General features: G+C 69.1%; 24 protein-coding genes. 15 read left to right on the top strand and 9 right to left on the bottom strand.

Annotated elements, in window-relative coordinates:
* The first annotated feature begins 30 nt into the window (after window positions 1-30).
* Window positions 31-195, top strand: a complete 165-nt coding sequence (locus tag D7X96_RS39865; protein ID WP_158616310.1) for a hypothetical protein — start codon at window positions 31-33, stop codon at window positions 193-195.
* A 1-nt stretch (window position 196) separates the two neighbouring features.
* On the opposite strand, the gene D7X96_RS03570 is transcribed toward D7X96_RS39865, so the two are convergent.
* Window positions 197-1,024: an urease accessory protein UreD gene (locus tag D7X96_RS03570; protein WP_120552104.1), complete on the bottom strand. Its 828-nt coding sequence runs from the start codon at window positions 1,022-1,024 to the stop codon at window positions 197-199.
* Between the two features lie 257 nt (window positions 1,025-1,281).
* On the opposite strand from D7X96_RS03570, the gene D7X96_RS03575 reads away from it, so the two are divergent.
* Window positions 1,282-2,613, top strand: coding sequence for a hypothetical protein (locus tag D7X96_RS03575; protein ID WP_121768985.1), 1,332 nt, complete (start codon window positions 1,282-1,284; stop codon window positions 2,611-2,613).
* A gap of 223 nt (window positions 2,614-2,836) precedes the next feature.
* Window positions 2,837-4,219, top strand: a complete 1,383-nt coding sequence (locus D7X96_RS03580) for a hypothetical protein (protein ID WP_121768986.1) — start codon at window positions 2,837-2,839, stop codon at window positions 4,217-4,219.
* A gap of 102 nt (window positions 4,220-4,321) precedes the next feature.
* Here the strand turns inward: D7X96_RS03580 and D7X96_RS03585 are convergent, their stop codons facing one another.
* On the bottom strand, window positions 4,322-4,525 hold the full coding sequence (locus D7X96_RS03585; protein ID WP_120552093.1) for a YtxH domain-containing protein: 204 nt from the start codon (window positions 4,523-4,525) through the stop codon (window positions 4,322-4,324).
* Between the two features lie 224 nt (window positions 4,526-4,749).
* Between D7X96_RS03585 and D7X96_RS03590 the strand changes: the two genes are divergently transcribed.
* From D7X96_RS03590 to D7X96_RS03605, 4 genes are all read left to right on the top strand, one after another.
* Window positions 4,750-6,285 carry an alpha/beta hydrolase-fold protein gene (locus D7X96_RS03590; RefSeq protein ID WP_121768987.1) on the top strand — a complete coding sequence of 512 codons (1,536 nt, stop codon included), beginning with the start codon at window positions 4,750-4,752 and terminating at the stop codon, window positions 6,283-6,285.
* On the top strand, window positions 6,282-6,614 hold the full coding sequence (locus tag D7X96_RS03595; RefSeq protein WP_120547252.1) for a hypothetical protein: 333 nt from the start codon (window positions 6,282-6,284) through the stop codon (window positions 6,612-6,614). The genes D7X96_RS03590 and D7X96_RS03595 overlap by 4 nt, the downstream gene beginning before the upstream one ends.
* Window positions 6,615-6,660: 46 nt before the next feature.
* A complete protein-coding gene (locus tag D7X96_RS03600; protein ID WP_120547251.1) occupies window positions 6,661-7,908 on the top strand; it encodes a PPC domain-containing protein in 1,248 nt (415 codons plus the stop codon).
* Between the two features lie 524 nt (window positions 7,909-8,432).
* Complete coding sequence (locus D7X96_RS03605; RefSeq protein ID WP_167510794.1) at window positions 8,433-9,689, top strand: FadR/GntR family transcriptional regulator; 1,257 nt, start codon at window positions 8,433-8,435, stop codon at window positions 9,687-9,689.
* Here D7X96_RS03605 and D7X96_RS03610 read toward each other — a convergent pair.
* The 4 genes from D7X96_RS03610 to D7X96_RS03625 all read right to left on the bottom strand — a co-directional run bounded on the left by D7X96_RS03610 (window position 9,610) and on the right by D7X96_RS03625 (window position 15,292).
* The gene (locus tag D7X96_RS03610) at window positions 9,610-10,809 is read right to left on the bottom strand and encodes a spore photoproduct lyase family protein (protein ID WP_244219435.1); all 1,200 of its coding nucleotides are present in this window, start codon (window positions 10,807-10,809) and stop codon (window positions 9,610-9,612) included. The genes D7X96_RS03605 and D7X96_RS03610 overlap by 80 nt on opposite strands.
* A gap of 17 nt (window positions 10,810-10,826) precedes the next feature.
* Window positions 10,827-12,593, bottom strand: a complete 1,767-nt coding sequence (locus D7X96_RS03615; protein WP_121768988.1) for a glycoside hydrolase family protein — start codon at window positions 12,591-12,593, stop codon at window positions 10,827-10,829.
* Between the two features lie 135 nt (window positions 12,594-12,728).
* Window positions 12,729-14,525 (bottom strand): amidase, encoded by a 1,797-nt coding sequence (locus D7X96_RS03620; RefSeq protein WP_121768989.1) that lies wholly within the window; start codon window positions 14,523-14,525, stop codon window positions 12,729-12,731.
* Window positions 14,526-14,572: 47 nt separating this feature from the next.
* Entirely contained in the window at window positions 14,573-15,292 is a 720-nt protein-coding gene (locus D7X96_RS03625; protein ID WP_120547248.1) for a sterol desaturase family protein, read from the bottom strand.
* 130 nt (window positions 15,293-15,422) lie between these two features.
* Between D7X96_RS03625 and D7X96_RS03630 the strand changes: the two genes are divergently transcribed.
* Window positions 15,423-16,274: a hypothetical protein gene (locus D7X96_RS03630; protein WP_121768990.1), complete on the top strand. Its 852-nt coding sequence runs from the start codon at window positions 15,423-15,425 to the stop codon at window positions 16,272-16,274.
* Window positions 16,275-16,289: 15 nt separating this feature from the next.
* Here D7X96_RS03630 and D7X96_RS03635 read toward each other — a convergent pair whose 3' ends face one another.
* From D7X96_RS03635 to D7X96_RS03645, 3 genes are read right to left on the bottom strand one after another with little or no spacing between them, the layout of a single operon-like run.
* On the bottom strand, window positions 16,290-17,096 hold the full coding sequence (locus tag D7X96_RS03635; protein ID WP_121768991.1) for a hypothetical protein: 807 nt from the start codon (window positions 17,094-17,096) through the stop codon (window positions 16,290-16,292).
* Window positions 17,093-17,533, bottom strand: a complete 441-nt coding sequence (locus tag D7X96_RS03640) for a group II truncated hemoglobin (protein WP_120547246.1) — start codon at window positions 17,531-17,533, stop codon at window positions 17,093-17,095. The genes D7X96_RS03635 and D7X96_RS03640 overlap by 4 nt, the downstream gene beginning before the upstream one ends.
* Window positions 17,534-17,540: 7 nt before the next feature.
* Window positions 17,541-18,425: a 5'-3' exonuclease gene (locus D7X96_RS03645; protein ID WP_121768992.1), complete on the bottom strand. Its 885-nt coding sequence runs from the start codon at window positions 18,423-18,425 to the stop codon at window positions 17,541-17,543.
* Between the two features lie 226 nt (window positions 18,426-18,651).
* Between D7X96_RS03645 and D7X96_RS03650 the strand changes: the two genes are divergently transcribed.
* The 7 genes from D7X96_RS03650 to D7X96_RS03680 all read left to right on the top strand — a co-directional run bounded on the left by D7X96_RS03650 (window position 18,652) and on the right by D7X96_RS03680 (window position 25,482).
* Window positions 18,652-19,014, top strand: coding sequence for a DUF4398 domain-containing protein (locus tag D7X96_RS03650; protein ID WP_121768993.1), 363 nt, complete (start codon window positions 18,652-18,654; stop codon window positions 19,012-19,014).
* A 32-nt stretch (window positions 19,015-19,046) separates the two neighbouring features.
* Complete coding sequence (locus tag D7X96_RS03655) at window positions 19,047-20,300, top strand: OmpA family protein (protein WP_121768994.1); 1,254 nt, start codon at window positions 19,047-19,049, stop codon at window positions 20,298-20,300.
* Between the two features lie 84 nt (window positions 20,301-20,384).
* Window positions 20,385-21,977, top strand: coding sequence for a sensor histidine kinase (locus tag D7X96_RS03660; RefSeq protein WP_121722278.1), 1,593 nt, complete (start codon window positions 20,385-20,387; stop codon window positions 21,975-21,977).
* Window positions 21,974-22,897 (top strand): response regulator, encoded by a 924-nt coding sequence (locus D7X96_RS03665; protein ID WP_121768995.1) that lies wholly within the window; start codon window positions 21,974-21,976, stop codon window positions 22,895-22,897. Before D7X96_RS03660 ends, D7X96_RS03665 begins: the two co-directional genes overlap by 4 nt.
* 28 nt (window positions 22,898-22,925) lie before the next feature.
* A complete protein-coding gene (locus D7X96_RS03670) occupies window positions 22,926-23,501 on the top strand; it encodes a GNAT family N-acetyltransferase (protein ID WP_121768996.1) in 576 nt (191 codons plus the stop codon).
* 92 nt (window positions 23,502-23,593) lie between these two features.
* A complete protein-coding gene (locus D7X96_RS03675) occupies window positions 23,594-24,715 on the top strand; it encodes a hypothetical protein (RefSeq protein ID WP_121768997.1) in 1,122 nt (373 codons plus the stop codon).
* Window positions 24,715-25,482, top strand: coding sequence for a hypothetical protein (locus tag D7X96_RS03680; protein ID WP_120547238.1), 768 nt, complete (start codon window positions 24,715-24,717; stop codon window positions 25,480-25,482). Before D7X96_RS03675 ends, D7X96_RS03680 begins: the two co-directional genes overlap by 1 nt.

Genomic DNA, 25,482 nt, shown 5'->3' on the forward strand with positions numbered 1-25,482 from the left:
CCGTTCTCCCCCTCACGGAGTTCCCACCCGATGCTGAAGCAGCCGGGCCTGCCCGCGGGCACGGACGCGGGCGTGTGCAGCGCGAACACCGCCGAGTGGAAGACGAACAACCACAAGGACGCGGTCAACCTGACGGCGGAGCACGTCGACCGGCTGTATTCGCACTACAGCACGTTCGACATCACCCGGTATTGAGTCACACCCGCCGGGCCCACGGGTCGTCACCCAGGAGGCCCGGCAGGAACGACAGCCAGTCGCGCGTGGTGCCGAGCAGCGTCTCCAGCGACACGGCCGCCACGCGCAACAGCAGCCCGTCCTCGCCCAGGGGGCTGGCGGAGACCACCTCCCGGGCGCGCGGCTTCACCGGCAGGCCCGCCACGCGCGCGGCCAATGCCTCACGGGCGTCCTTCAACGCCGGCCCCACCAGCAGCACGGACGCCAGCGCGTCGAAGCGGCCCAGCCGCTCCGGCAGCGCGCCGTGCGCGGGGTCCAGCACCCAGCGCTCATCCACCAGCGCGCGCTCCTCCCGCGCGACGCGCAGGCGCGAGGCGTAGTGCAGGAAGGCCCAGCGCTCACCCCGGGCGCTGCGCCCCGCCGTCACCACGTCCGCCAGCACCAGCGACGCACCCGGCGCCAGCGTCACGTCCAGCGTCTGTGAATAGCGGGCGCCGGTGAAACAGACGGTGGGGTCCGGCACCCACGCCAGGAGCGCGTCCCGGCCCACGCGCGCGCACAGGTCGCTGCGGCAGCCCGTGGGAGACCGGTAGACACGGTTGGCCCCCTGCGTCGCGAGCAGCGCCGAGGCCCCGTCCGCCACGTCCACCTCCAGCCGCAGGTGGTCGCCGTCCACCAGGCCACCGCCAAAGGAACTGGTGTAGGCCCACGCCGCGTGGCCGTGGTTGCGCGGGGTGAGCAGCCGCAAGGGGCTGTGCGCCAGCGCGGTGCGCACCACGGTGCGGGGGCCCGAGCGCTCGAAGGCGAGCCGCGCGGCGCCCGCGCGCTCCGGTCGGAGATGAGCGGGAATCACCCGCCCCTTCTAGCACCGGGGAGCAACCCCGCACGCTCCGGCCCCGCCGGATTCCATGGCGCGGAGGGCCCCCAAACACAAACAACCCCAGACACCCCTCAATCCCTGGTCCGTCGCCGGGTAGCGCTCCGCGCTACAAAGGCCCCCCGGCTCAGACGGGGCCGTGCGTGGCACACAACCTGCTCTTGGGCGGCCCGCCATTCCTGACACCGGATGTCAGGAATGGCGGAACCCTCTTCCCAAGGGACTGCACCATGTTCCGTCGTTCGCTTCGCGCCCTGACCCTCTCTTCCTTCGCCATGGGCGGCCTGCTGATGGCCGCCCCCGCCCACGCCGACGAACCGCGTGAAGCCCCCGCCACCATCCTCGACGTGTCCCTGGTGGACGGCGAGCTGACCGCGCGCATCCTCTGGGCCCAGGATGCGAAGTCCCTGCCCGGAGAGGTGGAGGTCGTGTCCCATGACGGCCAGGACACGCTCACCGCGGGCGAGCGGGTGACGCCGAAGGCCGGCGAGGTCTCCGAGGTGACGCTGTACGGCGCGGTGAAGGAGCCGTGGGAGACGGGCTGGGCCCAGCGGCTCGCCGTGCTCGGCGCGAAGGGCCAGGAGCTCACCCACCAGCCCTATGACGTCAGCCTGGACTGCGAGGACGAGAAGACCTGCGCGCTGAAGGCCACCGCGGGCGTCTCCGCCAGCCGCGAGGTCCTGCACGTGAGCCGTGCCCTGAAGGACACGCTCGACACCATCGAGAAGGACCTGGGGGCCAAGGAGTTCGACCTGGTGCGCGAGGTGGCCCGGCGCGACCCCACGCTGTACGGCGAGGCCCTGAGCTACGCCCACGGCCTGAGCAAGCTGGGCCCCGTGGGCCCCGCCGAGGGCTGCCGGTGCACCTGGCAGGCGTCCTCGACGCGCAGCAACACCTCGGGGACGAGCCTGGGCGCGGCGCACAACCTGTACGCGGGCCCCCTGGCCCCCAACCGCCGCTCGAACGCGCGCCTGACCACGCAGGGCACCAGCCGGATCAACCTGACCCTGAACTGCACGTCGCTGGCGTCAATCCACTTCCAGCAGGTGGGCATCAAGCAGTCCGGCGGACTGGTGAAGCCCGTGCTCATGCCCCAGCCCGTCTACAGCATGTGCGCCGGGACGTGCAGCGGCCGGTTCAACCACTTCGGACGCATCATCGGCAACGCGAGCGCGAACAGCACCACCATGCTCCTCAACGGCACCGCCACGGAGCAGATCAAGTACCACCTGGGCAATTCCCTGAGCCCGCTGCTGAACCAGACCGTCCACGCGCCCGCCAACAGCGGCTTCGACGTGTCCACCATCGCGAACAACACGAGCAGCGGCTCCGGCTTCGTCCAGACCTCCGGTGAGGCCTTCTACACCTACAACGGTGACCCCTCCCTGGGCCTGCCGTTCGGCCAGGCGCAGGCTGCCTACGCCATGGCCATCCGGGGCTACGCCGTGTGCCCGGGTGGAGGCCTGAACCCCTCGGGCACCGTTTCGGACTTCGCCACCACCATGAACAACCAGTCCAGCCTGGACCAGAACATCCGGGACTTCTTCCTCTACGGCCTGTAGCCCGCCGCGCTACACCCGGCGGGGTTCGCGTAACGCGAAGGGATACAGCCTCCGCGCAAGCGACGATTCCGGAGATATCTTGGAAAGCCACGCTTTCCCTCCGGAAACCCGCAGCAATGTCAGACATGGCGCAATCCCTGGCACGGGACCTGCTCTGAAGGCACACCGCCCTCCGGCCCCACGCGCCGGAGGGCGGACCCCATTCCTTCGCAAGGGATTGCCCATGCCCCATCACTCCCCGCGAGGCCCCTTCGGCCTCGTTCCGTCCTGGCTTCGCTCGCTGACCGTCTCGTCCTTCGCGCTCGGAGGCCTGCTCGTGGCCGTGCCGGCGCATGCAGCGGAGCCGCAGGAGGAGGAGCGTCCGAACGTCGCCACCCTGCTCGACGTGGCGCTGGAGGACGGGGAGCTGACGGCGCGCATCCTGTGGACGGGCCGGCAGGAGGACCTGCCGCAGTCCTCGAAGCTCGTGTCCTATGACGGCAAGGACAGCGCCAACGCGGGCGTGGCGGTCACCCCGAAGGCGGGCGAAATCTCCCAGGTGAAGCTCTTTGGCGCGCTGGACAAGCCCTGGGAGACGGGCTGGGCGCAGAAGCTGGTGCTGGAGGACTCCAAGGGCCAGCCGCTCTTCACCCAGCCCTATGACGTGGGCCTGGACTGCGCGAACGACAAGGAGTGCGGCCTCACCGTGTCCGCGGGCGTCGCGTCGGACCCGGACGTCGCGCACGTGAGCAGCGAGCTGAGCGCCGCCGTCACGCAGCTCGACGCGAAGTATGGCCAGGGCGAGTACGACCTGGTGCAGGAGGTCTCCAAGAACTTCCCGCAGCTGCGCGGCCAGGCCATCGTCTTCGCGCATCAGCTGTTGCCGTGGTTCCCCCTCCAGGGGCCCTGCACGTGCAGCTGGGTGACGACGACGACGCGCACGCCCACTACCACCCAGACCATTTTGCAGTCGTACCCGGGCCGCAGCCTCTACGGCTGGAACGGGCCGGGCGCGAAGCACACGCTGAGCGCCAACGCCGTCACCCCGTATCCCGTGACCATCAACCGCACCGTCGCGGGCAACAGCCAGCTGTCGCTGAACCTGAGCTGCTCGCGCTGGCGCTACTACTACTGGTGGGACCTCATCATCCACCGGCCGGGCGGGCTGTTCCCGGTGCGCTTCCCCTTCCCCGTGAAGGTGCCCTGCACCTCGCCGTGCCAGGCCCGCTTCGACCACATGGGCCGCGTCTCCGGCCGCACGACCATCAGCGGCGTGGCCACCGCGCGTGAGGCCGGCGCCTGGCGCGTGAACGGCGGCTCGCCCATCATCAACCAGCTGATCACCGGCAACAACGCGTTCGACGCGGACGCCATCGCCGTCTCGTTCTCGGCCACCGGCGCGTACAACACGGTCAGCACGTCCGGCCAGGTGACGATTCCCTCCACGTCCAGCTTCGCGAGCGCCATCACCACCAACGGCTACGCCCAGGCCATCCACGGCCAGCTGACCTGCCCGCAGATTCCCGCGCTGGCGGGGCGGACCGTGTCGGACTACGGCACGACGCAGGGCACGGCCCACCAGCTGAGCCTGTACTGGAGCATCGTGGACTTCGCGGCGGGCTTCTGAGCGCCCGGGGGATGATCCCCCTGCAATGACAACACCCCGGAGGCCGGCACCGTGAAGGGTCCGGCGTCCGGGGTGTTTCGCGTCAGCGGATGCCTGGCGCGATTACTTGTCGGTCGCGTCCTCGACCTTGTCGCCGGCCTTCTCCACGGCGTCGCCCGTGGCGTCGGCGGCGTCCTCGGCCTTGTCCTGCGCCTTGTCGCCGGCCTCTTCCATGTCGTCCTTGGCGGACTCGCGGGTGTTGCGGTGGCAGCCCGTACCCATGGAGATGGCACCCAGCGTCAAGGCCAGCAGCGTCAGCTTCTTCATGCGGTGTGACTCCTTCGCTCGAGGGGGGACTGGCAGTATGCGTGCCCCCGTTCCCAGTGCGCGGCGCAAGGTAGGCACTGTCGGGCAACTGCCAAGTGGCCAACCCCTGCGGGATGCCTCCGGCGGGGTAGCCGGGCCCCACTGAAACATGTCGGAACACGCTGCTAGGGTGCGCGCTCTCACCAGGGGGCCGGTGTCCTTCGCCCCCGGAGGCCCACCCACCCATGTCGCCTTCCCGGCCCTCGCGGCCCACCCTGCTGCTCGTCCTGGCGCTGACGGCCCTCTGGGGCTGTTCCTCCAACGAGCCGAAGCCGCCCGTCGAGCAGCTCTTCTCCGACGTGCAGTTCGACCTCACCGTTCCGCCGGAGACGCCGGTGGACGCGGCCATCTTCCTCACCGGTCCCAGCGCCACGTTCCAGGGCACGGACGGGCGGGGCCTGGAGATGGTCTACCAGGGCGGCCGTCAGTTCAGCCTGAAGGCCCGCCTGCCCAAGAACACCGCCTTCACCTACGCGGTGCGGATGACGGCGCCCACGCCCCAGGTGGCGCTGGACGCCCAGGGGACGCCGGAGGCGGACCACACCCTCACCGCCCAGGAGAACGAGGAGCGTGTCGCCCTCGCGGTGGAGCGCTTCGGCGCGGAGGGGGGGCAGACAGGCGCGAGGACCGTGTTCATCGTCCAGGTACCGGACACCACTCCGGCAGGGGCCAAGGTGTGGCTGACAGGGAATCAGCCGGAGCTGGGGAACTGGAATGGCGCGGAGGTGGAGCTCTACCCCGCGGTGGACAACGCCTACGCCGGTGCCGTCACGTTCGCGGCGGGCACGGGCCTGGAGTTCAAGATGACGCTGGGCTCGTGGAAGACAGTGGAGAAGAGCGACACGGGAGCTGAGGTGGACAACCACACCTTCACCACCAGTGGCGGCTTCGAGCGCGTGTCCATTGCGGTGGGCAGCTGGGCGAACACCACGCCTACGCTTACCGGCAACGTGCGCTATCTGCAGAATGTCACGCCCACGGACGCCACCCTCAAGCCGCGCGACGTCATCATCTGGCTGCCGCCCGGCTACGAGGCGGACACCTCGCGCCGCTACCCGGTGCTCTACATGCACGACGGCCAGAACCTGATGGACAACAACACCGCGTTCGCCGGCGAGTGGAACGTGGACGAGACAGCCCAGGCGCTGGTGGAGTCCGGCCAGGTGGAGCCGCTCATCATCGTGGGCATCTACAACACCATTGACCGCATCGCGGAGTACACGCCCGTGCCTGCTCCGAAGTACCCGGACGCGGGCCGCGCGGACGTGTACGGCCAGTTCCTCATCCAGGAGCTGAAGCCGCGCATCGACGCGGAGTTCCGCACGAAGCCGGAGGCGCAATTCACGGGGCTCGCGGGCTCGTCGCTGGGCGGTCTCGTGTCCATGTCGCTGGGGCTCAAGCACCCGGACGTCTTCAGCCGCCTGGGCGTGGTGTCGCCGTCGGTGTGGTGGGCGGACCGGGAAATCATCGCGGAGGTGAACGCGCTCACCACGAAGCCCGCGCTGCGCATCTGGGAGGACATTGGCACCAAGGAAGGCGACGGCGACGAAGCGGAGACGGTGGCGGACGCGAACGCGCTGCGTGACGCGCTGGTGGCCAAGGGCTGGGTGCTGGACAGCGACCTCAAGTACACGGTGGTGGAGGGAGGCCAGCACAACGAGGCCGCGTGGAGCGCGCGCTTCGGTGACATCCTGCGCTTCCTGTATCCCGTGAATCAGTGACGAAGCCGCCGCCCCCCACCACCCCGGATGGACGCTACCTGGTGGTGGACGGGCGGCTGTGGCGCCGCAGCAATCCAGCGCTCGGGCCCCGGCAGCGTGAGCTGCTGGTGGCCGCGCTGATGCGGGCCCGCGCCGACGTGGGCCGGGCGAAGCGCGCGAAGGACGCGGCCCTGGAGCGCAGGGCCCGCGACCGCGTGCACCGCGCCAAGGTGGGCCTGGGCGAGCGAGGCCCGCCCTGGTGGACGGACGGCACGCCGGACCTCAACCGGCGCCTCGTGCGCAACACGCCGTACGCCGCCTGGTTCCAGGGCCTGTCCCAGGAGCCGTGAACCGGCTGTAGGCTGTATTCCCCCCAAGACATGAAGGAAGTGTTGCATGCGTCACGCCTGGAGTCGGCTGTGGTGGCTGGTGCCGTCGTTGCTCGTGGCGGCGTGTGGTCCATCCCAGGAGCTGGAAGCCTCCGCGGAAGTCGGTGAGCGCACGCAGTCCATCCTGTATCCGCCCCCCGTGCCCGCGAGCGACAACATCGTGGACAGCACGCCGTACCTGGGTCCGGTGGGGCTGAACGACGCGGTGCAGACGCAGTTCACGACGAACCCGCAGTACCTGTCCTTCAGCTTCAACGTGGCCGCGGGCGCGCGGGTGAGCCTGGAGGTGACGCACCTGGGCAGCAGCATGTACCTGGACACGGGCCTGTTCATCCATGGCCCGAAAAACGCCAGCGGCAGCTACGGCACCACGGTGCTCGCGCAGGACGACGACGCGGGCTACGGCCAGCTGTCCAAGGTGGCCAGCCTGACGTTGGCCCAGGGCGGCGAGTACCTGGCGGTGGTGAGCACCGGCACGGGCGCGGGCAAGAAGTTCCGCCTGGCGCTGGGCTGTCTCAACGGAGCCTGTGCGCAGGAGGATTTGTTCACCGCGTGCGACCTGGACGTGGCCACGCGCATCGAGGTGTGTGACGAGAGCGTGGTGGAGACGCAGGGGGTGACGCCCGCGCAGGCGCTGCCGCAGTGCACGGACGCGCAGGACGCGCGCGACGCCTGGCTGTCGCAGTGCGCGGTGTCCTCCGGTCAGAAGCCCTGGTGCGCCAATGGCGAGGCGGCCTTCACGTCGCGGATGTGGCCGGTGTGCAAGGACTTCTACCAGCGCTACTACGGCGCGGGCCCGCTGCCCCTCACGGCGCTGGAGGACAACGACGCCATCAACGAGGCCCGGGCCACGGGCCACGCGCGGTGCAAGGCGGGTGAGAACTACTGCGACGAGTCCCTCTGGACGTTCAACGTGCCCTTCGTTGCGGGCACGCAGCCCACGCAGCTGGACTGGGTGGTGGAGGGCGCCTTCGCCACGCTGCCGGAGCTGTCGTCCAATCAGCGCGTGCAATTCACACGGCAGCCGGACCTGACGTACCCGGACTTCGCGGGCCGCATCGGGTGGATGTTCCCGGAGCTGGGCCAGGTGCTGCCGCAGGAGCTGGGCAACGGCACGGAGGTGCCGCAGGTGGCGCACTTCTACGACGACCCGCTGGTGGCCGCGGGCGCGCACGATTTCCACAACCTCTACATCGTGTACTTCCCCGTGTCGCACCGCACCGCGGTGTTCTGGCTCATCCAGCACGAGTACTGAGCAGCTCAAGCAAGCACCGGGCACCCGCATCCCCCCATGCGGCGGTCCAAGGTGCTCCGCGATGACGCGCAGCTCGCGGAGCCAGAGCCCCCGCCGGGGCGGTCGCCGAAAAACCTGTCCGACAGTCGGACAGGTCCGCGCCGCTTCAACGGGAAGGCGCGTGCCTGACGGAACACAGCAGTGGGCCGTGACGAGGTGCGCATCTGACGGTCAGGGGCGGGACACCGGCAGAGCCCAAGAACATGTCTGACAGTTGGACAGGTCGCGCCGAATGAACCAGCGATGCACCTCGCGAGGCACAGCTGCAGGCCGCCATGTCGTGCGCGCCAGGACGCCAGGCCCAAGCCTCGGGCAGAGGCGCCCGGCCGGGGGCGGTTGCTAAAAAACCTGTCCGACAGTCGGACAGGTTTTTTTCGTCCGGCTCCGGAGGGCGCCCCTTCCAGTCAGCCGACGCGGGCGGTGGGCCCCACGCGTCCATGTCAGACCCCTGTGGTTGGATGGCGATGCTGGAACGAGGAAGGGGAATGGGGATGGGGCACGGCGGACTCGTGGCGTACGTGGAAGCGCAGATTGAGCGCGACATCGCGTTGGGACGGATTCACCCGAGCGGGCGATTCGGCTCGGAAGCAAAGCTGGCGCGTCGCTATGACGTCTGCCGGGGCACCATCCGTGAAGCGCTGCGGCGGCTGGCGGCACGGGGCCTGGTGGTGCAGAGGCCTGGACGCAAGACGCGCGCGGTACCTCTGGATGAGTCGCTGACGCTGGAGAACCTGGGCCTGGCGCTGCATGACACGCGCTCGCCGCAGGCCCGGTGGCTCTTGGAGGGCTACTTCAGCCTCCGGCGGCAGGTGCTGGTGGAGCTGCTGTCTGACTGCTGCGCACGGGCCTCCAAGCGGGACCTGGACCAACTGGGGAGCATCTGCTTCGGGCTTTGGGACGCGGCACGCTGGGAGTCGGGGGCTTACTGCGCCCGGGTGGAATTCGAGTTGCTGCGGCTGGCGGCGCGAGTAGCAGACCGGCCCGGGCATGTGCTCCTCGTGCAATCCCTGCAGCGGGCCTTCATGGTCGGCGCGGCCCAGCTGCTGCCTCTTCTGGGAGGTGAGCCGCTGCGCCAGTGGGTGAACTGCGCGAAGGATGCCCTGCATGATCGCGATACGCGGGCCCTCCAGCATGAGCTGCCGGCGCTGATGAAGGCTTGCGACGACCTTGTGCTGGACGCCTTTGCTCCTGCTCTCAAGGAGCCTGTTTCCCCTGCGGCCCATCCTTCCCAGGAGAAACTCCCGAGCGAGCTTGCTTCAGCCATCGCGCAAGCCGAAGCTCTTGCCGCAGCCACCGCTCCGGATGACGCGATAGGGGAACGCCCCTGCCTGGAGGTGCATGGCCCTGGCCCAGTGGCACATGACTCCAGGGACACCGAAGCACTCCCGGGGGTGCCCTGTCCCCGGGTGGCAGCCCTTGACCTGGCGCCGGACCATGGGGCGCCTCGGTCTCCTACCGCCTCGATGTTCGCTCCATGCAAGCCCGAGATGGCGTACGTCGGAGAGGATGTGACGCGAGCGGATTTGGGAAGCGTGTCCGAGTGTCAGGCAGGTCCGGGTGCTTCGCTTCTGGAGGCCGGCCTCCGGTGGGCCGCGTATCCCTGGCGCCTCATTGGCCGCGCCGTGGGCCCTGTGCTGACGCGTTGGCTTCCAGGCGGACTGCCTAGAAGGCGTAGCGCACGCGGCAGTACGGCAGGTGCTTCGCGAGCAGGGCCTGGAACTCCGCCACGTGGCGGCCCTTGAACCCGGTGCGGTAGCGCACGTTGACGCCGCCGCCCTGGGACACCTTCGTCTCCTGGATTCCAGGCCGCCACAGCAGCTCCTCCGCCTTCGGGTGCCAGCGCAGGTTCACCTCGTGCAGGCCCGCGTTGTGCGTGAGGAAGATGATTTCACACGCCAGCTGCTGCTTCGCCCGTTCGCCAATGCCGGCGTCAATCTGCTGGAACAGCTCCACGTAGGCGTCCTGCCAGCCGTCGTGGAGGATGACCGGGGAGAAGTTGAGGTGCACCTCGTAGCCGGCGACCACGAAGTCGTCGATGGCGGCGATGCGCTCCGCGATGGGGCTGGTGCGCACGTCCAGCAGCTTCGCGGGCGCGTGCGGCATCAGGCTGAAGCGGATGCGCGTCCTGCCCTTGGGCTCGTAGGTGAGCAGCTCGCGGTTCACCAGCTTGGTGGCGAAGCTGGCCTTCGCGTTGGGCAGCGTGGTGAACAGCCGCACCAGGTCCCGCACGTTGTCGCTGATGGCCGCGTCCGCCGCGCAGTCGCTGTTGCACCCGATGTCGTAGACCCACGCGTGCGGATCCACCGTGTTGGGCTCCAGCTTGAGCCCGCGCTTGTGCGCGTGCTTGCGGATGGCCTCCTGGATGCGGTCGATGTTCACGAACACCGTGACCGGGTTCGCGTAGCCCTTGTTGCGCGGCACGTAGCAGTACGCGCACGCCATCACGCAGCCGTTCGCCGTGGACGGCGCGATGAAGTCCGAGCTGCGGTCATTCGCGATGAACGACAGCGTCTTCTTCACGCCCAGCACCAGCGTGCTGCCCTTGATGCGGTTCCAGGCCTCCACGTTGCCTTCGTTGCCGAAGAGGCCGGGGATGTGCTGGTGCGAGGCCACCTCCACCTGCTCCGCGTCCGGCCAGCGCTCCAGAATCTCCCGGCCTCGCGCGGACTCCCGCACGCCGGGCTCCAGGTAGATGCGCGACACCTTCAGCAGCCGGTCGAGCGGGCCAGGGCCCCGGGGCACGGCGGCCGGGCGCGGGGCGGGTTCCGGGAGGAAGAGGTCCAGGTTCGTCACCCGGCGGATGTAACCGCGTTCCGCCTCCCATGCACCCGCGGTGGCCCACCCCGACGACGGGCGGGCCACCGGACAGGCGCCTGCTGTCAACGCTCGGACGGAATCGCGGGGCCCGTGGAGATGGGGGCCGGCGCGTCCAGCGCCTTCCACAGGGCCTCCGGCAGCGGGGCCGGGGCGTTCAGCGCGGCCGCGACGCTGGCGGTGGGCGCGTAGACGCGGTGGTTGTTCACCCGGAAGTCGCTGTCCGTCACCGTGGAGATGACCGCGGCGCGGCCCAGGTCGTTGATGGGCGGCCCGTCCGACCGGAACGCGACGCGGTCCACCAGGAGGACTTCCGCGGCGCCGGGCGGCGTCACCCAGACGGTGTAGCGCTGCGCGAGCAGGTCCACGTTCATGCGGAAGTGGTACGTCTGGCCTTTCACGTACGGCACCCGGCGGATCCACGAGTAGCCCGCGCCGTTGCGCACCTGGAAGATGCCGTCCTCGCTCATGCGCAGCGCCATGTTCAGCCGGTTGAAGGCCGTCACCTCCGTGGAGCTGTCCGTCCACCCCACCACGCCGCCGCCCAGGTTGTCCGCCAGGGGCGTGAGGTCGAACTCCACGATGCGCGTCCCCGTGTTGGTGGTGCCCAGCAGGTGCTGGCCGCGCGGCAGGCTCAGCTTCGAGTACCAGGGGTAGTTGGGGCGCGGGTTGAAGCGCAGCAGCGCCTCCAGGAAGTAGTAGTCACCGTAGATGAGGCTGACGTTGATCTCCTGGCCCGCGGGGAAGTTGCCCACGCCGTGCAGCAGGAGGCCCGGGCTGTTGGTGCCCTGCGCCAGGTACGCGGGCGACGCCAGCGAGTCGAGCATGGCCAGCGCGGCGTTGCGGTAGGTCGTGCGCCGCGTGGCGTCCGTCTCCAGGCTGCTCAGCTCCAGCAGGCCGGACGCGACGACGGCCGCGGCCGAGGAGTCCTTGGACTGGCTGGGGGCGTTGAAGTCCCAGTTGGGCACGCGGTCCGCGGGCAGGTTCGCCAGGTAGTAGTCCGTCACCCGGCGGGCCGCGGTGAGGAAGCGTGCATCCCCCGTGTAGCGGTACACCATGGTGAAGCCATAGATGAGCCACGCCTGCCCGCGCGCCCAGGTGGAGGTGGTGGAGTAGCCCTGGAAGGTGCCCCGCGAACGGATGGTGCCGTTGTTGTTGTAGTCCACGTAGTGGAACGAGCTGCCATTGGCGCGCACCGCGTCCTGGAGCGTGCGCAGCGCGTGGTTCACCGCCATGGTGCGCCACACCGCGGGGCCGCCGTTCTGGGCGCCCCAGAGCAGCAGCTCGATGTCCATCATCGTGTCGGTGACGAGCGGGATGTTCCAGTTCGAGTTCCAATCACAACAATCGATGATGCCCACGGTGCTGTTGTAGCGCGTGGCCAGCGACGCGGCGGAGGTGAGCAGCACGTCGCGGTAGTACGGGTCGCCGGTGAGCCGGTAGGCGTTGCCGTAGCTGTTGTACATCTTGAAGCCCAGGTCGTGCGTCTCCGTGTTGGTCTTCTGGACCTCCAGGGGACGCGTCCACATGTCCGCGCGGTCGCGCCAGTAGGGCTCGTTGGCCACCTGGAACATGAACCACATGCTCCCGGGGAAGAAGCCCTGCGTCCACGCGATGCGGTCCGTGTTGGCCACCGTGGTCCACGTCCCGCTGGACGTGGAGGCCTTGGGAGAGCGGTTCACGCTGGGCATCTCCGTGATGGTGTCCGCGAGCTGAGCCCGGGCGAACGTGAAGACGCGCACCGCGTCCGCGTCCGTGAAGGCATTCGCCACCGGCGCCACCAGCAACGCCAACATCCACCACAGCTTCACTCCCGGCTTTGGCAATCCCATACACCCTCCCCTTGCATTGACCGGCGCGGAAGGTGCGGGTGTGCCACCCCGGGGAACAGGGGCCCGGGGGTCGCTGGCTGTCCGCTCCCCCGGCCTTGGGGGAGGGCCCTGGCGTGCGTCAGCCGACGCTCGGCCTCAGAAGCCGGGCGGGCGCTCCCCGGCCACACCGGACGCGCGCTCCAGGGCGATGCCAACACGGCCCAGGGTGCCCTCGTCGAAGAGCTGGCCGATGAGCGTCACGCCATGGGGCACCCGGCGCGGCGTGCTGAACGTGGGCATGGGGCGCTTGGGGTCCGGGGCCCAGTCGCTGCGGGCCTTGGACACCTCCACGAAGCCGGTGCGCAGCGTGAGGGACGGGTGGCCCGTGTGGTTGGTGATGGTGAGGGCTTCGTCGCGCAGCGAGGGCACGAGCAGCACGTCCACCTGGGACATGATGCGCGCCATCTCCTGCGCCACCTTGCGGCGCAGCCGGTCCGCCTGGACGAAGTCCACCGCGGACAGGAAGCGGGACTGGCGGAAGAGGTTGGGCCACGCGTCCGGCGTCTGCATCTTCAGCGCGTCCACGCCGTGGCTGAGCGTGAGCTCCTCGAACGCGGCGGCGGCCTCCGCGAAGAGGATGACGTTGAGGGCGGAGTACGGCCAGTCGGGGAACCGCACCTCCACCGGCGTCAGGCCCAGCCCCTTGAGCGTCTCCAGCGCCTGGCGGTCCACGTCCGTGGCGGGGTTCTCCTTCATCCACGCGGGCACGTAGCCCACGCGCAGCCCCTTCACGGGCGCGTTCGCGTCGAAGTCGAGCTTCACGGACACGCTCGCCACGTCACCCGCGTCCGCGCCATGGAGCGCCGCGAGCACCAGGAGCGAATCCTCCACCCCGCGCGTCATGGGCCCCAGCTTGTCCAGTGACCAGCACAGCGTCATCGCGCCCGAGCGCGGCACCCGGCCGTAGGTGGGGCGCAGGCCGGTGATGCCGCAGCGCATGGACGGCGAGATGATGCTGCCGCCCGTCTCGCTGCCCAGGGAGAAGCCCACGAGCCCCGCGGCCGTCGCCGCGCCCGGTCCCGCGCTGCTGCCGGAGGAGCCCTCTTCCAACAGCCACGGGTTCTTCGTCTCGCCGCCGAACCAGATGTCATTGAGCGCGAGCGCGCCCAGGCTGAGCTTCGCCACCAGCACGGCGCCCGCCTGGTGCAGCCGCGCCACCGAGGCGGCATCCGTGGTGGGGACGCGGTCCTTGAACGGCTCGGCGCCATAGGTGGTGCGGATGCCCGCGGTGTCCACCAGGTCCTTCGCTCCCCAGGGGATGCCGTGCAGCGGGCCCTTGTAGCGCCCCGCCGCGAGGTCCTTGTCCGCCTGCCGGGCCTGCTGGAGCGCCAGCTCCTCCGTCAGCGTGATGACGCACTGGAGCTTCGGATCATGGCGCTTCAAGCGGGCGAGGTAGAGCTGCGTGAGCCGCTCCGACGTGATGGCGCGCGACCGCACCCAGCGCGACAGCTGCGTGAGCGGCGCGAAGGCGATGTCCTCCTCCTTCGCGGGCAGCGGAAGCTTCGCGTCGCGGCTCCGGACGAAGCGGGCCTTCACGGGGACAGTGGACTTGAGTCCTGGCAGCGAGGGGTTCCACTGCGAGGCGGGCGACAGCGTGGGCTCCAGCGCGAGCTTGCGCGGTCCGGTGCGGCGCTCGTGCAGCGGGGCCAGCGACACGCGCCAGTTGCTGGCGGCCTGGGTGCGCTCGGCGGGCGTGAGCTGCACCTGCATCAGCTTTTCGGCCTCCGCGAAGGTGGTGGGGCTGACCTCCGGGCCCACCGTGGGGCCCGCGCCGAAGGTGGGCGGCGCACCGGCCGGCGGTGCGGACGTGCCCGCGTCCGGCGCCGCGGAGACGGCGGTGCTCGCGAGTCCAATCACGGTGTGGGTCAGGAACTGCCGACGCGAGCTGCTCATGGCGCAACCTCACGGATGAAGCGAAGGGGGCGCCAGTGTGCCACCGCCTAGGAGCGATGCACGTCGCGGAAGGCGAGCATGTCCCCCAGCCGCTGCTCCTTCGCGTCGTCGAAGCCGCACGCGGCGTCCCAGGTGGCGGGGTTCTCGTAGGTGCCGAACAACATGTCCCAGATGGGGAGGTCGCCGTAGTTGTTCTTGTGCTTGCCGTACTCGTGGTGGATGCGGTGCATCTCCGGACGCTGGAAGAACCAGCCCACCCAACGCGGGGTGCGGATGTTGGTGTGGTAGAAGTATTCGCCCAGCGCGCAGCAGGCCGTGTAGATGGCGCCCGCCGCCGGGCTCAATCCCAGCACCGTGTAGACGAGCAGCCCGCCAATGAGGCTGTTGGCCGTCATCTCCAGCGGGTGCTTGTAGAAGCTGGTGATGACCTCCAGCCGCTGCGGGCTGTGATGGATTTGATGGAAGAAGCGCCAGAGCACGTCGCTCTCGTGCCGCGCGCGGTGCCACCAATAGAAGACGAACGTGGCGATGAGGTAGGCCAGCACCCCGCCCACCACCGGGTTCACGTGCCGGGACAGGTGGAAGAGCGAGTGCGCGGAGAACCACCGCTCCCAGGTGTAGCCGCCCAGCACCACCACGCCCACCTGCGCCAGGTTGATGAGCACCACCCGCGAATGCCAGCCGCGCACGCGGGGCAGCTTCCACCCCAGGGACAGCTGTTCAATGAGAAAGCAGAAACCGGCGATGAGCACGAGCCAGGGCAGCATGGGAATCCTTCCGTGATTTCGGACCAGCCCCTTCTACGAAGGACCTTCCGGGAGATGGCTTTCGCCCGGACTGACACTGTCACCTGGGAGGGCTGGGACGGGAGGAACGGGGGCTGGCATCCTCCCGGGCATGGCTCGGAACAGCACCCTGACGGCCCGGTTGGGCTACATCGACACGCAGGCCACCTTCGTGCAGGCGGCGCTGCTCGCGGCGCATGGAGCGGGTGCTCGCGCGGGCGGGTTTCGCGTGTCGGACGTGCGCTTCTACTTCCTGCTGTTCACCAACTGGGTGGAGCACGACGTCACCCGGCCCTCGCAGGACATCGACCTGACGCAGGTGCGGCGGACGCTGGAGCGGCTGGTGCGCGCGGGCCACGCGGAGGCGGGCACCAGCGCTCCGGTGAAGGGGCTGCCCCGGGGGCGCCGGTACGTGCTGACCGGTGAGGGGCTGTGCTCGCTGGCGGAAGGGCTGGCCGGGCGCGAGCGGGCGCCGTTGGAAGAGGCGCTGTTCGTGGTCTGCTTCGCGGCGAGCTACCGGGACGCGGTGCTGTCGCGTGTGGAGGGCCGGGCGCGGGCGCTATCCCCGGCGGTGCGAAGGCGCGTGGAGCGGGCGTTGGATCCGCTGCGGCTGGTGAAGGAGGCGCAGCGCACGTCGGCGGCGGTGCTCGCGGACCTGGAGGAGCGGGTGGAGGCGGGCCTGCGGTACGAGGAACAGTCGCGCAAGGCCATGGCCCGCGCGGAGCCCGTGGCGGACGTGGTGCGCGCGCTGGAGGCGGCGGGTTCGTACCAGTTGCACCGGGTGCGCCCGCTGGGCGAGGTGCTGCTCGCGCTGCCGGAGGACCTGCGCCAGTTCGAATTGACGGAAGGCATGGGCCTGCGCTCGCGGCTGCTCTTCGCGCCCCTGGCGGAGCGGGCACGGGCGGAGCACGCGGTGCTGGCGCGGCTGGAGGCAAGGCTCACCGCCGGCAAGACACCGGGGTGAGCCAGGGCGCGGGGCCTACCGCAGCGCTTGCGTGAGGCGGGAGCCCAGGGCCAGCGCGAGGCCGTCCTCGACCAGGCCCGCGGCCACGTTCGGCACGCGCAGCCGCTGTGTCAGGAGCCGGCGGAAGCCGACGAAGAAGTAGCTGGAGGCGATGGCGGTGGCGGCGCCGACGAGGGCGAAGCCAATCCGCGCGCCCTTGCGCTTGCGTGACACCGCGGCGGCGGTGATGGCCCCGGAGAGGATGCGGCCGGACAGGACCGGGAGCGCGGTGCGAGGAGGAGCCTTGGGGTTCTTGTCCCCCACCAGCTCACCGAGCGCCAGGAGCCCCAGTCGCTGGGACACCTTCTTCGACGTGAGGCCCGGCAGGGCCCGCTTCAACGCGCGCGTCGGCTTGCGCGACAGCTCACGCGTGAGGACCGCGGGCGCCGTCATGCTGCGCATCCCGGCGAGGACGCCGAAGCCCGCCGCCGTCCAGAGTTCAGTGTTCGTTCGCATGGACCCCATCCCCCGATGCCGGTGGTGAAAACCAGAGGGTGGGGGCTCGGCGCCCGTCCGGCCACTGCCGGGCGGGCAGGCACTCAGGCGGCCGGTTTGGGCAGGCGTGGCGAGGGACGGCTGGAAGGACACGTACTCCGTCTCCATCCCCAGCCCGTGCCACGACACGCACCAGGCCTTCACGCCCGGCCCGGCCTGTGTCGCGCCGTCCATCAGCACCGCCTCACGCAGGAACGTGTCCCAGACGAGCCGCTGTCCATGGTCCTGCGTGTACGCGAAGACGCGCTCTCGCGGACAGGTGATGCGGATGGACCCGGTGAACCTCATCCTTCCGTGTTGCGAAGGAAGTCCGCCACCTGGGCGAAGCGATCATCCAGGAAGCCACGCAGGCCGCCGGTGATGCCCTGCTTGTCCATGGCCTTCTGCATGCAGCGCAGCCACGCGTCCCGCATCGCCGTGTCCACCGGCAGGTGGCCGTGGCGCATGCGCAGCCGGGGGTGGCCGTGCGTCGCGCTGTAGTGCTGCGGCCCGCCCAGCCAGCCCACCAGGAACATGCCGAAGCGCTGGCGCGTGCCCCGGTTCACCTTCCCTTCCGCGTCCAGCTCGTGGATGGCCGCGAGCGCGGGCTCCTCCGCGTCCATCACGTCGTAGAAGGCCTCCGCCAGCGCGTGGACGGCCTGCTCGCCGCCCATGCGGGTGAAGGGGGTGTCGTCCAGCGTGGGGACCCAGCCGTCAGACGGCGGGGGCTTCAATTCCATGCTCATGGCTTCCTCATGCCGCCCAGCGCTTTGGCCGGCGCTGGAGGCTCTTCAATCCCAATCCTTCACAGAACGCCTTGAAGCGCGCTTCCGGCACGCCCTTCCATTCCAGGTCCGCGAGCGACGCCGTGCCCGGCAGCGGCGCGTCCTCCACCAGCGTGGCCAGCGTGCGGTACAGCCGCGCGTCGTCGCGAGATGCCTTCAGCGTCGCCGCCAGCTTGTCCGCGCCCCGCACCTTCACCGTCCACTCCGCGGCGTTGTCCGGGATGGCCTCCAGGTGTCCATACGCCTGGAGCACCGCCGCCGCGCCCTTCGCCCCGAACCCCGGCAGCCCCGGGATGCCGTCCGCGTCGTCGCCCATCAGCGCCAGCAGGTCCGGAACGCTCTCCGGCGCGACGCCCAGCTTCGCCTTCACTGCTTCCGCGTCCATCACCTTCTGCTGCCGCCGGTCCACCTGCACCACGCGCTGGCCGCGCACGCACTGGCCCAGGTCCTTGTCCGGGGTGAGCAGCCGCACCTGCTCCACCTCGCCCGCCCAGCGCGCCGCCGCGGTGGCCAGCGCGTCGTCCGCCTCCTGGTCCTTCATGGACCAGACGCGCACGCCCAGCGCCGCCACGGCCTCCTCCACCAGGTCGAACTGCGCGCGCAGTTCTGGCGGCACGCCCTCGTCTCCCTTGTAACCAGCGAACAGCGCGTTGCGGAACGAGCGGATGGGGTTGTCGAACGCCACCGCCACGTGCGTCACGGCCTCCTGCTCGTCGTGCAGCAGGGCGAGCAGCGAGTCCATCACGCCCGCGGTGGCCTTCACGTCGCGTCCATCCGGAGCGGTGGTGCCCGGCCTGGGCGAGTAGTGGGCCCGGTACAGCTCATACGTGCCGTCCACGAGGTGCAGGCGCATGTTCCCCCTCTAGCGCCCCTTCCGCCGCGCGGCCAGCAACCCGTGCACAGCGTCTCAGTGGGGCACGCCTCGTTCCCTACACGACGCCTGTCAACCCCCTTGGCCAGCGTGCCGGGTGGGGACGGGTCGCCGATGCCGAGTGGGTGCACGGGTCCCATTTTCCAAACCAACTCCCTCTGGGCCGCGCCGGAGCGTCCCAGCATTTCCCACCGGCATGAGGTGATCCATGCGCCCGAAGCTGTTCGCCGCCGCCCTGCTCTCCATCGCGGCCCTTGGCTGTGCAGGCAAGCAGGTGATTGCGACGTCCACCCACAACCAACGCGTCCAGGCGGAGGCGGCGCTGCGTTCCGCGGAGAACTCGCAGGCGCCGAACGTGCCCGAGGCCGCGAGGCATCTGGAGTTCGCGCGTCAGCAGATCGCCGACGGTGAGCGGTTGGTCCAGGAGGGCGAGCAGGAGGCCGCGGAGCTGCGCTTCCGTCAGGCGGCCGCGGATGCGGACCTGGCGTCGGCGCTCGCCCGGGCAGTGCCCCTGAAGAACGAGGCGCGTCGGGCCAGCGAGCAGGCCGAGTCCCTCCGCAACCGTCAGTGAGTCCCCACCTCTAGTTTTGCGAGGAGCGAGTCATGCAGCGTTGGAAACTTGGATGGTTTGCGGTCGCGGGAGTCACGGCGCTCTCGGTGGGGTGTGCGCACGGTCCTCCGCCCAGTGAGCTGACCGCGGCGCGCCAGGCCTACCGCGAGGTGTCCACGAGCCCCGAGGGCCGTGAGCGCCCCGCGGACGTGGCGGCGGCCCGGGCGGCCCTGCAGGAGGCGGAGAACGAGTACGCGGAGAGCAAGGGTTCGGTGACGACACGCTCGCTGGCGTACGTGGCCCTGCGCAAGGCGGAGATCGCCCAGGCGCGCGGCGAGGCGGACCTGGCCGCGCAGCAGCGGGCGCAGGCCGAGGCGCTCCTGCGTCAGGAGCAGGAGGCGCGCGCGCAGAACCTCACGCGTCAGCAGGAGGAGGAGCGCGCGAGGTACGAGCAGCAGCGTCAGCAGTACGAGGCCCAGCGCCAGCAGCTTGAGGCCCAGCGTGCGCAGGAAGCCGAGCGGATGCGCACGGCGGACGCGCAGCAGCGTCAGCAGATGGAAGCGGACATGCAGCGGCGCCTGGAGCAGCAGCAGGCCGAAGCGCAGCGGCTGGCGGAGTTGAACCAGCAGCTCCAGCAGCGCACGCAGGAGCTGGAGCAGGAGCGTCAGGCGAGGCTCCAGGCGGAGCAGCGCGCGACGCAGGCGCTGTCGAAGCTGCAGGACGAGAACGTGAAGGTGCGCGAGGAGGCGCGAGGCACGGTGGTGACGTTGTCGGGCAGCGTGCTGTTCGCGACGAACGCGACGGAGCTGTTGCCCGCGGCGCGCGACCGGCTGTCGGAGGTGGCGACGGCGCTGAAGGAAGCGAAGAACCCGTTGCTCATCGAAGGCCACACGGACTCGCGAGGCTCGGAGGACTACAACGACCAGCTGTCGGAGCGCCGTGCGGACAGCGTGAAGAACTTCCTGGTGAACCAGGGCGTCCCGCCGGACCGCATCCAGATTCGCGGCGTGGGTGAGACCCGGCCGGTGGCCTCGAACAGCACGGCGGAGGGCCGGGCCAACAACCGCCGCGTGGAGATCGTGGTGGAGCGCAACGTGGCCGGCGCGCAGCCGTCGCGAAGCGGCGGCGTGGGAGGCAGCGGCGCGCAGGGCGACCAGGACCAGGGCCAGAACGCGGGCGGCAGCGGCACGGACGCGAAGCCGCACGGCACGGGCACCGACCACCAGAGCCCCCAGCCCGAGCAGGGCACGGGCGGTGGCTCAGCACCGCAGCAGGTGCCCCAGCAGCCCATGGACCACGGCCAGTAGCCGTTTGAGTTGAAGCGCAGAGCCAGGGCCCGTCGCGGAGAGAACGCGGCGGGCCCATCCCATTTGGTGGAATGATGCCGAGCCATGAGCTTCATCGAGGACCTGAAAGAGTACCTTCAGAGCGTGCGCTCGGCGCAGGACGGACGGCCGGCCTCAAGTCTCTTCGTGCCAGAAGCCAAATGGGTGCGTGCGGAGTTCATCCGACTCGTCGAACACTTTGAGCGAGAACCCGGGGAACTTCCCCCCGGACTCCTGTTCGACCTCCATCGAAAATGGACTTCGGATGATCGCGTCGTGAGTTTCGCCATCAACCTTGCCATCCTGCTCCAGGAAGGCTTTCTGCATGGTGAACCACGCAGTGTCATTGAAGAGCATGTGCTCCTCGGAATGACGCGTCGCATGGGGTTCAACGGGCCCGCTTCATCGCTGACGCGTCGACTGGAGATTGACCGTCTGGCCGACAAGGCCTGGCATCAAGGGCCTCCTCGAGGCACGTCACAACTCAACGGGGTCGCAAAGTACGCGATAGAGGTTCGCGCCATTCGCCAACTAGGAGAGCGCCATGAAGTGGGGCCCATCGGGGAAGTCCTTCTGGGCTTGAGCGGACGAGACGCCATCCAGTGGCTTCTCCAAGTCGAGGTCGCTCAATCGATGGGACCCATTGATGACTGGCGACTGAGCAGGGAAACCGCCAGGCACCTTCTCCAAATCCCAGAAGACATTCGTCTCGAGAGCACGTGGGATGAGTCCGGGCTCGCGCACTCCTGGGCGACTCTCCGGCGGCTTGGGTCGCTGGGCGTCCTTGAATACATCGAGGGCATGAACGACCTATCCGATCCATACAGCGGATACAGGCTCCTGAACGAAGGCAAGCGTCTCCTGGAAGCCCTGCTGACGCCTACGGAAACGCCTTTCTCCGTTCTCGCGGCCACGCTCAGCCAGGACGAATCGCTGACCGCACTGGAGAAGGAAGGTGGCGGCAGGCCAGGTCTCGATATGGTCTTCAACTCCTCGGCCATCGCTACCGCTCGACAAGCACGACTGGTCGTTCACGAGATCCGGAACGCACTCATTCCGGCGCAGATCGCTCTCGGGTCGCTCTACAGCTCCGTGGTGGGCAGTCAGGTTGAAGCGGAGGTCGCCCGCTTCCGCCCTCGCATCGACCCGGGCATTGACCGCGCACTGAAGTTCGTCACGGATCTGCTCAAGACCTCTGAACTGGCAGCACGTGCGCCCGAAGGTTTCGATGTCCTCCGCGTGTTGGCGGATGCGGTCGCGAGTGTTGCCACGTCACTGCGCACCCAGCTTCATGTAGCCCCTGACCTCCCCTCCCTGTCGGGCTACCGGGAGCGATTCGTCCTCGCCATCGTCAATTTGCTGCGGAACGCGGAGCAGGCCGGCGCGAAGCAAGTCGTCATCGACTGCATCCTGGAGGACAACCAGCGGAACCTCCTCCTGACCGTGGACGACGACGGTCCCGGCGTCCGTCCCGAGGACCGCGAGCGCATCTTCCAGCGCGGTATCTCCCTCCGCTCCGGTGGCGCGGGTGAAGGTCTGGCCCTGGTCAAGGAGGTCGTCGAGATCGAACTGCACGGCAAAGTCGCCTGCGTGGACAAACCCGATGGCGGTGCCCGTTTCCGGATGCGCCTGCCTGTGGCAGAGAGGACACCACGATGACTTCTCCAGGCACCGTACTCGTCGTCGACGACGAGAAGCCCTTCTTCGAGACCTACCAGGACATCCTCGTCCCCGAGGGCTACCGCGTCGAATGGGCTCCGGACCGGAAGACCGCCCAGGCCCGCCTCCAGGAATCATCCTGGGACGTCGTCGTCCTCGACCAGCGCCTCCAGGGTTCCTCCGGTGGCGACTCCGGCATCGACCTCATCTCGGAGATCGTCCTCACGGGCGCCAAGGTCATCGTCGCGACCGCGTATGCCGACGCGAAGATGATTGAGCGCGCCTTCAAGGACGGCGCCTACGACTATCTGGAAAAGGTCCCCACCCTTCCCATGATGTTGCGCATCAAGGTGCGCAATGCCTCCGAGGCCGTGCGTGAGCGCCGCCTCGCCTCGCTCACCCACGCCCAGCGGGAGAAGGAGATCCAGGACCTCTGGGCCGCCTGCCGGTCCGAAACCAACGGCAACCGCAAGGGCCGCCTGCTGGAAGAGCTCCTGGTCCTCCTCTTCAAGACCGTGCCGGGCCTGATGAACACGAGCACCAACCGGACCAGCGCGGACGAAGAGATCGACATCGTCATCCGCAACGAATCCCAGGATCCGTTCTGGGCCCGCGAGAGCAGCAGCTACATCCTCGTCGAGTGCAAGAACTGGTCGAAGCACGTCGGCCCCGGGGAACTGGTCATCTTCCGCGACAAGCTCTGGAACCGCGGAGGACGCTGCCGCCTCGGCTTCTTCGTCGCGGCCGGAGGCTTCACCGAGGGCTTTCACACCCGCTCCGCCACCTTCCGGAAGGACGACCACCTGGTCGTCGCCATCGGCCCGACGGAACTGGACGCGCTCGTTCGTTCCACGAACCGGAACGAGACCTTCAAGAAGCTCCACGAAGACGCCGTCATGAGCGGCAACGGCCCCGCCTGATTCAAGCGCCCATCGTCGCCAGTCCGCCATGATCGACAAGTCGCCCGTCCTGCTCACCACCGAGCGTCTGCACCTGATGTTGCTGCCGCCTGACGCGGCGGAGCGGGTGCTCGCGTACCACGTGGCCAACAAGGACCACCTGGGCCCGGTGTCTCCAGCCCGGCCGCCGACCTTCTTCTCCACCGCCTACTGGCGCACGCGCCTGGCCCAGGACCGCGAGGACTTCCGCCACGACGTGTCCCTGCGCGTGTTCATCCTCCCCAGGGGTCAGCCCCTCGCGCTCGCGCCGGTCATTGGCAACGCCACGCTCGCTCATATCCGCCGGGGGCCACTCCAGGCCGCGGACCTGGGCTACGGCCTGGATCAGCGCCACGAGGGCAAGGGCCTCATGACCGAAGCCCTCCGCGCCTTCTGCGACTTCGCCTTCGGCGCCATGGGCCTGCACCGGCTCCAGGCCAACCACCTGCCGGAGAACCTGCGCAGCGCCGCCGTCCTCCGCCGCCTCGGCTTCATCCCCGAGGGCTACGCCCGCGACTTCCTCCTCATCAACGGCCAGTGGCGAGACCACGTGCTCAACTCACTCGTAGCCCCCGCCGAGCCCTGACACGCAAGCGTCCCAATTCTGTCGATATTGTCGGAGAATGGCGCCTTTCTACGCGCTTTTTGCCGAGTTCCGACCAATATCGACAGAATTGAATGAGACCCGGACCTACCCATCTCCGTGACGAGTTCTGGCGCAATCCGCCGCCGCTGCCGCGTGGCATCAAGCTGGTGCAGCAGGAGGCCGTCGTGGTGTCCCGGGTGGGCCCTGGGGGGGAATCCCTCTATGACCTCGCGGAGGTCCAGCTCCCGGAGGTTCGCGTTCCGGTGTTGCTGGGGTATCGCGCCCCCTTGTTCCCGGCGGACGTGCTGAGCCAGCGTGACAAGCTGTCTACCCTGCGCGAGCAGCTTCAACGCAGGGACGCGGATCCGCGTTCGCTGCCCATCTTCCGCCTGCCGATGCTCGTCACGGACTCGGCTTCCGCCAGCGTCATCGAACTCTGTGAGCGTGAGGAACTGGGCCTCATCGACATGCGGGGAACGTTCTTCCTGCGCACGGGCAGCACCTTCATCCGGGTGCAGGGGCATCGGCCGCTGGAGCGAACACCTCGCGAGCCCTTGTTTCATGGCAAGGGATGCCGGGTCGTGCGCGTCCTGCTCCAGTCGCCCGGCCATCGCTGGACCATTCGCGCACTCTCCGAGCAGACCCAGACGAGCTACTCCTATGCGCACGGGGTCACCACGCGACTCCTGAAGGAAGGCTTCGTCGAAGGAGGCCGCGGCACCGGCTTCCGGCTTCGGGATCCGGTGTCCCTGCTGAGGGCATGGCTGACGAGCGACAAGCCGACAGCTGTCACCCGTGAAGGGTTCAACGCGCCATCCACGACCCCCGCGCTGCTCAACAAGGCCCATGCCTCGCTGACCGCCCGGGGCATCCGCTCCACCTTCACGCTGGCGAGCGCCCTGCACGCCGACGAACGGTCCGTCTCCGGACTCCCCCACGGCATCTACCTGTCCGGCGCTCTTGAGACAGCCGTCTCGGCCTTTGGACTGCGCCGGATGACTCCGCACAACTTCTTCGTGCTCCGCCCGGAGCCAGCCGCCGAGACCGACGCGGGCGGCATCTACCATGCACAGCGACTGCTACCGCACGGTCCAGCGGTCGCGCTGCCCCAGCTGGCCGTGGACTTCCACCAGAGTGGCGGCAGGGGAACCGAACAGGCGGAGGAACTGGTGCGGCGCTTCGCACGGGCCCTCCCCCTTTCGGATGAGCCTTGATGACGGATGAAGAGCGATTCGACGAAATCCTTGGTGAGTTGGGCGAGCTGATGCTCGATCTGGGAGACCTCTCCAGCCGCATCATGCTCATTGGCGGGCAGGTCCTCGCGCTGGAGTCCCGCCAACGGGGTGGAACCGGGGTCATCTCCATCGAGACCGATACCGGCATCGTGGTCGAGCGGGGCTTCTCTTACGAACCGGACCTGTTGTTCGACGTGGATGGCTCGGACTTCATGGCCGAGCGCCTTCCACAGGTCCTCCGGCAGCGGGGATATGCGAGGTCGCGGCACTTCCGCTGGTCAAAGACCCTGCCCGGAGGCCAGATGGACCTGGACCTCTTCGCCCCCAAGGACGTCGCCCCCGACGAGCTGCCCACGGGAATGACGCCCCTGCCCGATGCGCGGCTGGCACTCCGCCGCGGTCACGCCGTGGTCCTGCTCGAAGGAAAGCCCCTACGGATCCTGCTGCCAGATGCCACGGGGTTCCTGACGATGAAGGAGCGCGCCAAGCGTGAGCTGCGACCTGACAAGACCAAGGACAGCTTCGACCTGTTCGCCTACGTCAAGCTGGTAGGTCCCCAGGCCGTGCGTGCTTCCCTGCTGCAGGCAGGTGAAGATGGGCGGGCGCTCCGGACCCGGTTGCTCCATCTCTTCTGGAGCACGGAGGCGCCCGGCCCTCGTGATGTCATCCGCTACGCGGCGAGCCTCGCTCCAGACGAGCAGGCCCTGCTGGCCCAGGCGGCGGTCGACCTGTTCGCGGAGCTCTGA

It is taken from the genome of Corallococcus interemptor (assembly GCF_003668875.1).
GTDB lineage: Bacteria > Myxococcota > Myxococcia > Myxococcales > Myxococcaceae > Corallococcus > Corallococcus interemptor.